The sequence below is a fragment of the Chitinophaga sp. Hz27 genome (assembly GCF_042263525.1).
In the GTDB taxonomy this organism is placed as follows: Bacteria; Bacteroidota; Bacteroidia; order Chitinophagales; family Chitinophagaceae; genus Chitinophaga.
In genome coordinates this window covers 168,606-181,449 of sequence record NZ_JBHKFJ010000007.1, presented here as the reverse complement: position 1 = coordinate 181,449, position 12,844 = coordinate 168,606, and the positions used below count along the sequence as shown (strand labels likewise).

The 12,844-nt window shown below is 37.5% G+C and carries 14 protein-coding genes; 13 read left to right on the top strand and 1 reads right to left on the bottom strand.

The features are described 5' to 3' along the window. Positions 1-14 precede the first annotated feature (14 nt). The 8 genes from ACE38W_RS17700 to ACE38W_RS17665 all read left to right on the top strand — a co-directional run bounded on the left by ACE38W_RS17700 (position 15) and on the right by ACE38W_RS17665 (position 6,695). Positions 15-1,127: an alkene reductase gene (locus ACE38W_RS17700; RefSeq protein WP_375832699.1), complete on the top strand. Its 1,113-nt coding sequence runs from the start codon at positions 15-17 to the stop codon at positions 1,125-1,127. 44 nt (positions 1,128-1,171) lie between these two features. Further along, positions 1,172-2,275: an alkene reductase gene (locus ACE38W_RS17695; RefSeq protein ID WP_375832697.1), complete on the top strand. Its 1,104-nt coding sequence runs from the start codon at positions 1,172-1,174 to the stop codon at positions 2,273-2,275. After that, positions 2,272-3,258: a cyclase family protein gene (locus ACE38W_RS17690; protein WP_375832695.1), complete on the top strand. Its 987-nt coding sequence runs from the start codon at positions 2,272-2,274 to the stop codon at positions 3,256-3,258. The genes ACE38W_RS17695 and ACE38W_RS17690 overlap by 4 nt, the downstream gene beginning before the upstream one ends. A 189-nt stretch (positions 3,259-3,447) precedes the next feature. After that, positions 3,448-3,828, top strand: a complete 381-nt coding sequence (locus ACE38W_RS17685) for a DUF5071 domain-containing protein (RefSeq protein WP_375832693.1) — start codon at positions 3,448-3,450, stop codon at positions 3,826-3,828. A gap of 569 nt (positions 3,829-4,397) precedes the next feature. After that, positions 4,398-5,069, top strand: a complete 672-nt coding sequence (locus ACE38W_RS17680; RefSeq protein ID WP_375832691.1) for a DUF998 domain-containing protein — start codon at positions 4,398-4,400, stop codon at positions 5,067-5,069. Positions 5,070-5,080: 11 nt separating this feature from the next. Continuing rightward, positions 5,081-5,446 (top strand): iron chaperone, encoded by a 366-nt coding sequence (locus ACE38W_RS17675; protein ID WP_375832689.1) that lies wholly within the window; start codon positions 5,081-5,083, stop codon positions 5,444-5,446. A gap of 240 nt (positions 5,447-5,686) precedes the next feature. After that, entirely contained in the window at positions 5,687-6,022 is a 336-nt protein-coding gene (locus tag ACE38W_RS17670) for a DUF5071 domain-containing protein (RefSeq protein ID WP_375832687.1), read from the top strand. Positions 6,023-6,179: 157 nt separating this feature from the next. After that, complete coding sequence (locus ACE38W_RS17665) at positions 6,180-6,695, top strand: hypothetical protein (RefSeq protein ID WP_375832685.1); 516 nt, start codon at positions 6,180-6,182, stop codon at positions 6,693-6,695. A gap of 67 nt (positions 6,696-6,762) precedes the next feature. On the opposite strand, the gene ACE38W_RS17660 is transcribed toward ACE38W_RS17665, so the two are convergent. Further along, positions 6,763-6,921: a hypothetical protein gene (locus tag ACE38W_RS17660; RefSeq protein ID WP_375832683.1), complete on the bottom strand. Its 159-nt coding sequence runs from the start codon at positions 6,919-6,921 to the stop codon at positions 6,763-6,765. A 998-nt stretch (positions 6,922-7,919) separates the two neighbouring features. Between ACE38W_RS17660 and ACE38W_RS17655 the strand changes: the two genes are divergently transcribed. The 5 genes from ACE38W_RS17655 to ACE38W_RS17635 all read left to right on the top strand — a co-directional run bounded on the left by ACE38W_RS17655 (position 7,920) and on the right by ACE38W_RS17635 (position 12,790). Beyond that, positions 7,920-8,876: a DUF2911 domain-containing protein gene (locus ACE38W_RS17655; protein WP_375832681.1), complete on the top strand. Its 957-nt coding sequence runs from the start codon at positions 7,920-7,922 to the stop codon at positions 8,874-8,876. Between the two features lie 7 nt (positions 8,877-8,883). Beyond that, positions 8,884-9,216: a hypothetical protein gene (locus tag ACE38W_RS17650; protein WP_375832679.1), complete on the top strand. Its 333-nt coding sequence runs from the start codon at positions 8,884-8,886 to the stop codon at positions 9,214-9,216. Between the two features lie 3 nt (positions 9,217-9,219). Then, complete coding sequence (grrM, locus tag ACE38W_RS17645) at positions 9,220-10,350, top strand: cyclophane-forming radical SAM/SPASM peptide maturase GrrM/OscB (protein ID WP_375832677.1); 1,131 nt, start codon at positions 9,220-9,222, stop codon at positions 10,348-10,350. A 482-nt stretch (positions 10,351-10,832) separates the two neighbouring features. Beyond that, positions 10,833-12,131, top strand: a complete 1,299-nt coding sequence (locus ACE38W_RS17640) for a hypothetical protein (protein ID WP_375832675.1) — start codon at positions 10,833-10,835, stop codon at positions 12,129-12,131. 2 nt (positions 12,132-12,133) lie between these two features. Further along, positions 12,134-12,790, top strand: a complete 657-nt coding sequence (locus ACE38W_RS17635; protein WP_375832673.1) for a hypothetical protein — start codon at positions 12,134-12,136, stop codon at positions 12,788-12,790. Positions 12,791-12,844: the final 54 nt, after the last annotated feature.

The window sequence follows — 12,844 nt, the reverse complement described above, 5'->3', positions numbered from 1 at the left end:
CAAAATTAATTTTTATGCTTTTTCAATCATATACATTAGGTGGCTTACACCTGAAAAATAGAATTGTAATGCCTCCAATGACACGGTCAAGAGCCGCTCAGGGAGAAGTAGCGACAGAATTAATGGCAGCGTATTATGCCCAGCGATCCTCTGCCGGTTTAATTATATCAGAAGGAACGCAAATTAGCCGACAGGGTCAGGGATATGCCTGGACACCAGGCATATACAGCAAAGACCAGGTAGCCGGCTGGAAACAGGTTACAGATGCCGTGCATGCAAATGGTGGATTGATATTCGCGCAGCTCTGGCATGTAGGAAGGGTATCTCACGTATCCTTACAGGAGCATGGCATGGCGCCTGTTGCGCCATCAGCAATACTTGCCGAAGGTGTCAAAGTTTTTGTGGATGCAGCTGGGAAAGGCGCTACAGCAGGAGCTGGAGAAATGATACAACACTCCATGCCACGCGAATTATCTGTAGTGGAAATAAAACAGATTGTCCAAGACTATGCGATAGCCGCCAGAAACGCGATAGCCGCAGGTTTTGACGGAGTGGAATTACATGGCGCCAATGGTTATCTCATAGAACAGTTCATCGACTCGCAGACGAACACGCGTAGCGATGAATATGGTGGAACATTGGAAAACCGGCTTCGGTTTTTAGATGAAGTGGTGACTGCGGTATCTACTGCTATTGGTGCACATCGTGTAGGTGTCAGACAGGCGCCACTCACGACCCTCATGGGGGCCTTGGACGACACACCGGAAATAACCTATATCGCCGCCGCTAAACTATTGAACGCAGCTGGTGTAGCGTATATACATATCGCTGAAGCCGACTGGGAGGATGCGCCTGTAATGCCAGTAGCTTTCAAAGAAGCATATCGTCATGCATTTAAGGGGACATTGATCTACTCTGGTAAATACACCAAAGCCCGCGCCGAAGAGGCATTACGCAATGGCTGGGCAGATCTCATCGGATTTGGTCGTCCATTTATTGCCAATCCAGACTTGCCTTATCGATTAGCACATGATCTTCCACTTAATGCACCTGATAAAACCAAATTCTTTGGTGGTAATGAACAGGGTTACACAGATTATCCAGTTGCTGTTCCGGTAAATTCATAGTGATGTTTGAATAAAAATTATCTCATTGATGAAATTATGTGAAGATGCTTTTCGAGAAATTCAGCAAAGGAAATTTTGAATTATTGAATCGGGTGGTGATGGCGCCAATGACGCGCGCCCGCAATCCCAATGGCATTCCCAACGAAATGAACGCCGAATATTATGCGCAAAGAAGCGGGAAGGAGGGGGCAGGCCTGATCATTACAGAAGGTACTGCTATATCTCCCACTGCTATGGGCGTATTACATATACCAGGTTTGTACACCTCAGAACAGGTGGCCGGCTGGAAGCTGGTTACCAGCAAGGTGCAACGTACAGGAAGTAAAATATTCACGCAGTTGTGGCATGTGGGAAGAATTTCCCACGTAACCAATCAGCCAGGAAGCCAGCAACCGGTTGGTGCTTCAGAGATCCAGGCCAGCAACTCATTTGCCTGGGGATATGATGAAAATGGTAAGGAAAATTTTGTAATCAGTTCGAAGCCCCGCAGGTTGAGTGCTTTGGAAGTAAAAGATGTTGTGCAAGATTTTGCCATCGCTGCTGCCAATGCTATTAAAGCCGGTTTTGATGGTGTAGAGCTGCATGGCGCCAACGGTTATCTTATCGAACAATTTCTGAATCCGTTCGTTAACGATAGAACCGATGAATATGGCGGAAACATGAAGAATCGTGCCCGTTTTCTGCTGGAAGCGGTAGATGCAAGTATCGCTGCGATTGGTGCATCCAAAGTAGCCATCAGACTAACCCCTTACGGTGGCTTGCACGAGTTGCCCCATTACGAAGAAATTGAGGCCACCTATCAATACCTGGCAACGGAATTGGCTCAACGAAAGATTGCATATATCCACATAATGGATCAGAAATCCAGGGGTAGTTATGCTTTGCCGGAAGGATTTTTAAAAAGATTCAGAGGTTGGTACGATGGTGTGCTGATATTGGCAGGAGGAATGGACAAAGCAAAAGCAGAGGCTATTTTGCGGGAAGGACTTGTAGATCTTATTGGATTTGGAGAACCATTTATTGCTAATCCGGACTTGGTGCCCCGCTTAAAGAACGACTGGCCGCTTTCCGCTCCAGATAGAAGTTTGCACTATGGCGGTGCCGCACATGGATATACCGATTACGCAACTTATAAAAGTGATAAATGATGAACACAAAATATTTTAATAAAATTCCAGCATTGGCTGGTATGATCATGGTGGCTGTAATGCCTGCATTTGGACAGGACCACAACGCCCAGACGATTAATGTTTCCGACACCAGTTGGTATCAATCTCCTTACGGCAAATCAGATGAAATTGGCGCAGCCAATCTTATCACGCCGGAGGTAGTATTAGCTGCCACCAAATTGGTTAAAACAGGAAAAACCTATCCATTGGCGGTTCCTGTAGACAAAAACCTACCGGCCTTTCGTCATCGCAGCTTTCATTTGTATAACATACAGCCAGGCGAACAAGGAGGGAAAACCCTTGGCCCTAACAAATTCAGCTTTAATGATGAACTGGTAAATGGATGGACAGGCGTAGGGACACAGCTAAACGGTATTGGCCATATTGGAATTGATAACGTTTACTATAATGGCAATAAATCCGTTGATTTCGTAACAGTAGAAGGTGTGAAGAAACTGGGTGTTGAGAAAGTACCGCCAATGGTTACACGTGGCGTAGTACTGGATATGACAGCACACTATGGAAAGAAGATAGTACCTGGTGGTACTGAGTTTACAACTGCTGATATACAGGCAGTATTAAAGAAAGAAGGAATTACATTGCGAAAAGGTGATGTAGTATTGTTCAATACCGGATGGCTGGAATTGATCGGGAAAGACAATAAACAATTTTTAGAAGTGGAGCCTGGCATTGGTATGGATGCAGCACAATGGCTTGCCGACCAGGGTATCGTAGCCTTTGGTGGCGACACCTGGGCATCTGAAGTATATCCTAATCCTAAGAGTAATGAAGAATTTCCTATCAACCAGTTTATGCTGGCAAAAAAAGGAATCTATAACCTCGAGTTAATTGATAGTCGTGCGCTTGTTCAGGATAAAGTTTGGGAATTTCTTTTCGTACTGGGGCAACCGTTATATAAAGGTTCAACACAGGTGAATATCAATCCTGTAGCCATTCATTAATAAAGTGGAGATACTGTCGTAATTCCTGATAATAGTAAAAATCAGAAAACCCGCCATAAGAGCGGGTTTTCTGATTTAAGCCAGAACTGCTGGAACATTGGATCGAAAATTTGATTTAAATAGAAGTTTTAAATATTGACTAAATAGTAATTTGTGGGCTATACTGTTAGCTAATATAAACGAAGATCAATGGATATCCGAGAATTGATACCTAAACATAAGGACGACCAGGAAGTAATTGAAGCGCTTAAAAAACTTTCATTTGAAGAGATAAAGCCTATTGTTCCTGATTTATTGACATGGCTTCAAGATATCAATTGGCCAATAGCCGCACGCATAGCAGAAGTACTGAAGCCATTTTCTGATAGATTGGTACCTGACATACTTACGGTTTTGAAAACAAACGACGGTATTTGGAAACTATGGATATTGACCAACCTTGTGAGATCAACTAAAGACGAAACCTTATTGAAGGAATTAGAACGTATAGCTAAACATCCAACAAAAGACGAAATTGAAGAAGAAGTTAATGTTGAAGCGATAGCAATTTTGAATGTTGATTATGTTTAAAAATGGTTTGAAGCTGTTACTGAGGATGAGTATCGAAGTGTGCCCCTTCATTAGACACTCATTTGCCAGGGGAACCGCCTGGAACTTGTGTTCGCATTATCTCTGAAATACCACTGCAAAATCGCTTTAGGAAGAAGGAATACCTTTATTGGCGCTTTTCACATTTAAGGAATCAATTTCGCTGGATTCTACCTGACTCATAGTCAGGAATATTAAAAGGAGTACGTAATAGATATAGAAGAAAGCCCGCTGTAAAGGCGGGCCTTCTTCTTTTCGGTTGGGATGATTGGACCGAGTTCGAACTTTTTTATTAAAGATTTGGCCGCAATTGATACATTCTGTACTCAAATAACTGACCTTAAAAAATAGGAATAAAGGCATTCTGTCAAAGAGGGCCCTTTGCCATATATGATACTATTTATTGCACTTATTAATAAGTAAGCCAACACTGTAACTGCCCTCTACAAACTTATCGGACGAAAATGTCACAAAACACCCTATTTATGGCGTGTTTATACAGCCTTCAATTTATCATACTTGTGCATCTTTACATCCTAAATTTCAAGAAAATGGTAAATAAAGAAGCCTCTATTGTTTTGGCAAAACTTTCCATAGCAGCAGCAATGACTTATCATCTTTTAATAAGTGTATTAATTTTAATTAGACCGGACTTAGACCCATATTGGCATCCATTAAGTGAATACGCCATTGGTTCTTATGGATGGATGATGTCTTTAGCATTTATTATTTCATCCTTCAGTTATGGAATATTGTTATTTAACATTAAATCGCATGTAAAAGGATTTTTTGGAAAACTTGGATTGGCCATTTTATTTATCTGCTGTGCAGGAACTTTTTGCGTTGGAGTGTTTACCACCGACCCTTTAACGACCGCACCTGATAAAATATCAACAATAGGTTTAATTCACATGTTTTCAGGTATGGCAGGTTTGTTTCTTTTTCCAATTGCTGCGTTATTGATTAACATAAGCATCGCTTTAAAAAATAAATCATGGGCTGCGGCAAAGAAAGTTTTGATATGGACATCTGTTATACCATTACTTGGCTTAGTCGGTTTTATTATTCATCTCTCTATTTATGTAGTACCAAAAGGCGACTACGCATATGGACCCGATGTCCCATTAGGCTATCCACCTCGTTTACTTTTTTTAACTTATTTGGTATGGCTAATAATCTTAAACGTACAACTTATTAGAATTCAAAAATCAAATCACAATTAAAGTTAGCAATCATGGCAACATCAAAATTTAAAACAGTAGCAGCGTATTTTGCAATGCAACCTGAAGATACCCTAAAAACATTACTTGCTTTAAAGAAAATAATTTTAAAAACTGCTCCCAATGCGGAAGAGTTAATTAATTATGATATTCCAGCCTACGCTTTAGTAAAAGGCGGGAAACGAGACAAGCAAATTATGATTGCCGGGTATAAAAAGTTTGCAGGATTTTATGTAGGAACAGGGATTTTGCAAAACTTTGCAAAAGAGTTATCGGAATATGTCGTAGGCAAAGCATCCATACAGTTTCCCAACAATCAACCATTGCCAGAAAAATTAATAATTGAAATTATTCAATTTAAGAAAAAGCAAATTTCATAACCAGTAATAACATCAACCATTAACATCAATATGGTTTCGGCTTCGAATGACATGGCATAATGGTTATCATAAAAAACTCAAATCATGTAAACCTGTTATGTTTTAGTTATTTATTAAGAATAAGGCGCATGTTTTACAAGTTATAAAACTTATAAAATTAAGGGCCTTATTAAATAACACAGAGCCGCTCGCTGTAGCAGGAATTAGAATCAGTAATTAAGTTTTTTTGGTTGTTTTATCATGAAAACCAGAAAGAAGTTCTTGCCTTTTTGGAAATTAGCTCCGGTTCTGGAAAAATACTTGGATCGAGCAATCTCAATTTCTTCAAATCTCTTTACTGTATGGGATTCTAACCTGGAGCCATTTTCAGATAAATTGGTTCCTGAAATACTTGAGATTTTGAAAACAAATGATGGTGTTTGGAAATATTGGATATTAACAACGCTTGCAAGGAAAACGAAAGACGAAAGGTTATTAAAAGAAATTGAACGAATTGCAAAACATCCAACAAAAGACGAAATTGAAGAAGAAGTGAATCTTGAAGCTATTGCAATTTTGAATGGTGACTATATTTAAATTTAGTCCGTAAGTAGTATGGAAATTTCGGACAAAACAGCCCCTACAGATCTAAATATGCGAATGGTTTCTATATTATTTCGTATTATTTTGAACCATTTTTACTTTATAAATGTAATTCCTTCTCATTAATATTTAACCTCAAAAAAACTATTCCATGGCGAAATTATTCATTTTTATTCCATTTAATAAAAGCAGCCTTGATGTAAATGTTGATCTCCTGAAAGATGCTACACAGGCTCTTAACGAATTTAACACGGTAATGGAAAAAAATGCCAAGTCCACGATCGGAAAACATATCGATGCACACATAGTAAAAGGAGGCCTTGAGATTGTATATGCGGACTCTAAATTTGTGATGACGAAGGATGACTATATTATTGTTTTTGCACATGGTAGTCCGAGAACAGCAGATAAATTATTTTCCAACACACCGGACCTGGAAGTTACAACCAGCAGTGTGAAAGCCTTGCTGAAAAAGTGCAACGCCAATGCTGCGAAAATGATACTATTTATGAATTGCTACAGTAAAAACCCCAAACATATTGCTGCAGAATGGAAAACAGAAAATAGCAAGCAAATAGTCTATGGTGGCTCCCAGGATGTAGCCAAGCTATTTACCGCCACCCGTAATAGCATAATAAATAGTTGTATTGCACTAGATCTGGTTTAAAGGTAGTACTACTACAAACAAAAAAGCCTTACAATATTGAGTTGTAAGGCTTTCCTTAATTTTACAACTACCACCACCTTTCAATGTCAATATTACCATCCTCGATGATATTACTTTCAGTGAAGAACTTTTTCTTCATCCACTGCTTTTTGTTTTTAGAAACGATTTTCCAGCTGGGTGGATTTTTAAACCTCATGGTAGCATATGGATCTCCATAATATGTCATCCAAATTATAGGATTACCTGAGCAGTTACGCAAAATGTAGGATGCTATGGGCATCTTGAACACCTGGCAAACATTTTTCTTTTAACCAGGTTATACGTTCTGCGATGGTCGGTAGTTTGAAGCGTTTTCTTTTTTTTCACTTGTAAACACATTGGTGTTACAAGGCATCAAGCAGTTTTTTCATGATAAATAGGAGTTTAAATTGAAAAGTGCCTTACAGAAAGCAAGGCTGTTCTGTCCTGCAATGCGGCATGGGCCGGTGTATTATTAAGCAATAGCAATGGCAACGTCATTGCCTAAAAAGCCCTACAACTCTTCGCTGTAAGGCTTTTAAGCATTAATTTACATCCATCCCATCCAAATAAGGAGGGGTCCATCATACCTCATAAACCGTTTTGTCAGAAATCTTTTCTTCATCCACCGTTTCTTATTTTTTGAAACAATTTTCCAGTTGGGATGAAACGAATACTTTGAAGCTTCTGAACAATCAGTCCGGTCATCTTCATAATGCATGCATGGAAATGGCTTCTCGCAGCAGCTCTTGTAAAAATTAGAATGCCACCTGCAGTATGGGCAGCTGGCATACATATTCTTAAGTACAAGATTGTAAGTTCTGCGATGGTATGTGGTTTTAAGGATTTTCTTTTTTCTCACTTGTAAACACATTTAGTGTTACAAGGCGTCGAGTAATTTTTTCATGGTAAGTAGGGTTTAAATTAAAAAGAGCCTTACTAAAAGCAAGGCTCTTCATTTCGGTCGGGGCAACTGGATACATTTCGAACCAGTTTATTGAAGATTTGAAAGTTTTTGGAAAAGTTCAGTTCTAACAAAAAGAGAAAAGCAATTCTAAAAGATAATCCTAGAATGTTGGAACAATCGATTAGTAGTTAGAGGCTGTAATTGATTACAATCAAATTTTTGTAGGGAAACTTCAATAAACTTATCTAGTGAGAGCTTGTGAAAAATTTTGAAAATAACGCTCTATATCATATATTCATATGAAAAATATGAAAAAAGTCCTTAGTATCCTTTCGCTATCGATTATTCTATTTGCGTGTAATACAAAAGAAAGAAGTAAGAGAAATCTGCAGAAAGAAACGGCTGATTCATTATTTACAGCTTCTTACTATTTAAACTCGAGATTAGGGTTACCAAATGAAGCCCCATTTAGTGAAGTTAAGGGAATGATAGGCGTAGATTTGGTGACATTTTCGTTTAATAGTGTAAAAGTAAATAGAAGTTTCAATCCCAAATCCAGTAAGACTTTAAATCAAAATGCAACGCTTGTCTATCCTGCAATTAACTTTACCACATCATCAGACTGTTTTATTAATGACAATAAACTTTTAGCTGGTAGTTACTCACTATTTACCTTTCAGGAAAATGATTCGACGTATATTTTGGCATTTACAATAGGAACTCCTAAACATGGATATGATTCGTCTAAAAGTGTTTTGAAAATACGAAGGAACTCTATAAAGTCAGACAAGGATTATGGTAATGATTTGAACGTTTTTTTATCTGATAGGACGTTGAATAGTGGAATTGCAAATATTGTTTGGAATAACTTTAAAATTGATTTTGCAATAAAATTTTTAAATGCAGATAAAATTCTCACTAGCATTAAGGATTATTTTAAACAAAAGCAAGAAAATCAGGGTACTATAACGTGGGACGAATACTATGAAGCATCAAAATTCTGTTTTGACAATTCATTAACAACTACCATGGGTGAGCCATGGATAGATTCTTCAATTGCAATAAATAGAAATGCTACTAACCTCACAGTTAAGGCAAAGTACTTAGCAAGTAATAAAAATTATATGGATGCAATTAATATTTACAGCGAAGTTTATAAGTTAATTGAAAAAGAAACGCCGAACAATCAACTAGCGCTGAGCACTATAAAACAGCAGATTGAAGGATTAAAAAAATATTCAAATATTAGAAACTGATCTATTTATGAAACGTATAATTATATTTCGCAAATTGTTTCGAATTTTTAGTTTAAGCTTAACTAGTATACTAGTGTGGAGCCATGTATCTATAGCGAAACCAAATAATTTTTCTAACAGAGTGAATATTGTTCGTAAAGAGCTAAAGGAAAAAATAAATAAAAGGGAAGTCATTGATATACCTAACGATGACACCGCTTTTGGGGAAATTGAAAGGCAATGGGGAAACTGGGGCAATTGGGGCAATTGGAACAACTGGAATAACTGGGACAATTGGGCTAAGTGGTCAAAATGGGATAATTGGGTTAATTGGGGGAATCAATGGGGTAATATAGGTTAATGCATGATAGACTTACTTGTAATTCAACCGACCCCATTCTGCAATATCAATTGCAGCTATTGTTATTTGTCAGATCGAAGTAACCCCGACAGAATCACTTTAAGTGTATTAGATAGCATAATTCAACAGGTCCTTAATAGCAATCTCTGTGGAGATACTATTACTATAGTTTGGCACGCAGGAGAACCATTGGTTATACCAGTAGATTATTTTGCTTTATTACTTGAAAGAGCCAATCAGGCCTTCCATAATAAAAAAATTTCGGTAACTCATTCAATTCAAACAAATGGAGTTTTAATTACTCAAGACTGGTGCGACTTAATAATTAAATATAACATCAACATTGGTATTAGCATAGATGGCCCTATGAATCTTCATGATGTAAATAGGAAAACTCGATCTGGAAAAGGAACCTTTAATTCTGTTATGGCTGGAATTAAGCTATTACGCGCTAATAACATCAGGTATCATGGCATTGCAGTTATTTCAAAGCATTCCTTATTATTTGCTAAAGAATTATTTGATTTTTTCTATGAAAATAATTTTTATCAATTGGGATTAAATATTGAAGAGATTGAAGGTCATAATGTGAAGTCCTCAATGGAGGATACTTCATATGAGGCTATCTATTCATTTTATAAAGAATTGTTTGATCTGTACGTTAATAGTGGAATGAAAAAAATGAGAATACGTGAATTTGATAATTATTTACAGGCTATTCTTCGAAATCCAGAAATTCTGGATATAAACGTTTTAGACATACAATCTCACCAGATAAGACCGTTTGCAATTACATCGGTGAATTATAAAGGGGATGTTTCTACATTTTCTCCTGAGTTAATAGGCCAGAATTCTTCAGAGTACAATAATTTTATTTTCGGAAATTTTTCAACTGATACTTTCGATGTGTTAAGAAAAAACCGATTACTAAAGAAAATGACGGCCGAAATTAAAAGCGGGATAAAAAAATGTAAAAAGGAATGCGAGTTTTATTCAATTTGTGGCGGAGGAGCCCCAGCAAACAAGTTTTATGAAAATGAAACATTCAACTCAACAGAAACCTTGTATTGCAAATACAATATACAAATCCCAGCCTCTATTGTACTCAAATATTTAGAGGAGAAAATTCAATAACAGGTAGGTAAGAGTTGTTGGTGACCCTGAGCCATCAGAATCACCAAAGTATAAATCATAATTTTTTCTAGCTAAAGAATTAATTAGCTCAGGGATTAGATGTAATAAATCCAGTCCTTGGGCTATTTAATATGAATGCTTAGATACAGGTTATTTCAGTTGTTGAATATATTTCAGGTCGTCAACTTTTATTTAAAAATAGACACTAACCTTATCTTGATTATTTAAATCTCCGTTTCAATAATCCATAAGAACCAAATAAAGATATTCTGCGTATATCTAATCAATCATCGATTTAATAGTATTTATAATTTGACATACCATATACCCAAAAGGATAAAGTAGACCGATAGATATAATAAGTAGCATTCAACCAAATGACAGATGTTTTGTGTAGCCCTACTTTACTGCCTCAAACAGCAAATCACAACCAATTTTTTGAACCCTAAACACATATGTACCCTAAACTTTAATTGTATTTCATGAGAAGACTACTTTATTCCCTACTTGGAATAGTTTTCTTGCTGTCTTGCAATAAGACGGATAAACTGAAGAACACCCCGGCCAAGCCCAACCAACTGATAACAGATGCAAAGTATTATGTTGATAGTATCAGGCAAGAAGTATTTCCTAATGGAAGATCTGCCACAGGCAGCGACTCAATTTTATGGGGGCAGGCAATCATCAGGCATTTTAGTAAGATTGATGCAGTCTCTGTACCACTGTTTTCAGATTCCACACAGAAAGGGACTTTTGACAACCATATACTGCCATTGAAGCTAGAAAACTATCTGTTGGTATATAAAGGATCGGATAGCAATTTCCATTATCTGGTGATGAAATTGATTCGTACAAGCAGCAGGCAAGAGGGATTCACAGGAGCAGTAATGCTGGAAGATTTGACCGGCAACAAACTTACTGCATATATAATGGAAAATGGCCAAATAGTAAAAATGCCAGCACCTCAGGGTTCAGGAAATAATAATGCAAGGGCTGTTTATAGCTGTATAACCATTAATTACTACTACTCAGTTAATGGTGGCCCATGGCAGTATAACTTTAGTAATACATATTGCAACTGGTACGACGTTGCTGATAATGGAGGTTCAAACTTACCGGTAGGAAACCAGGAATTGCCTCCAGATAATGGAGGCGGTGGAGTGGACATGAGCGGCAATACCCCTGGTAATAATAATGCAGCGATTCCAAGTACCCTTAGGGATGTAAGAATGAATATTAAAGGCCCATGTCTGACATCTACAGTGAGTATGGTGACCTTCAACGGGCTTAGCTCCTATCTTGCTCAGACATTTAATGGTACTTTTAATGTAGGTGATGAAGTGGATTGTGAATTTAAGGATTCGACATTTGCAGATGTTATGATGGACGGACTTACAGACCGATACCTTAATATAAACAATGGCACTAAATACCTTAGCGTTAGAATCAACATCAATACGGTATTAAATAACGCATCCCAGGAGTATATCGCGGCAACAATTTATCACGAAATAACCCATGGAATTCTTTTTGCAAAAACTGCGTCAACGACTAATGAGCAAGATCACGAAACGATGTCAAGTGGTTTTTACTTTGATGTACAAGTAGCGGCACTTCAAGCTTTATTTCCTAATTTATCTTTGGATGATGCGAAAATACTAGTTTGGATAGGCTTAGATAAATCAGATGCATACAAGGCCTTACCGAATAGTTACAAAGACAATGTTGATTATGTGGCGCGTAAATATCGTAATGGAACTTTAGGTACAAAATGTAATTAACAATGAGAAATTTATTATTGACTTATTTAGTTATTCTACTGTTCCCACTAGTAGGAATGGCACAGGAAAAAATAGCTCCAATAACTAAGGAAGATCTAGCAGCAATGAGATTGCTTTATGGTAAGCTAGATGCTTTTGGTAAAGGATTGCGTAAGTTCAATCGAATGACACCTAATGGTGCTGTGGGCGATGATTGCCATCCACTTATTTTTTCAGTTGTGCTAGAATTTAAAGATTCTAAAATCTTAGCGCCAGTATTCTCCAAAGGAGCTTCGCAAGCCTATATAGATTTTATTAATAGTAATCTAAAAAGCATAGAAGCATTGCCCTGGGAGACAGAAATACCTGGTTTAAAAGGGCTGAAAGATTTCAGAATATTTTGGATGCACTGTTACGTTTTGGATGTCCTTAGCTCAATGCGACAGCCATGGTCGTCGGTCGATATGGTCCAGCAAATGAACAATGCACTTTCAATGGTTCAGCAGCCAGGGGGTAGTCAGCTATTTATTGCGCCACCCTATTGTATTTTTGTCAGTGAAACACTGGTTCACCGTTTCCCTTTCCCACTGGATTCTCAGGCTAGTTCTATGCCTCAGAAAAAAAGTATAAGTGATAATTTGGATAAGCAAGATGAGAACAAAGATGCTAAGCATAATTAATTGGGCAGGGAAAACACCATGATAGGAAATAATGGCTGGTCATTTTAAATGAGC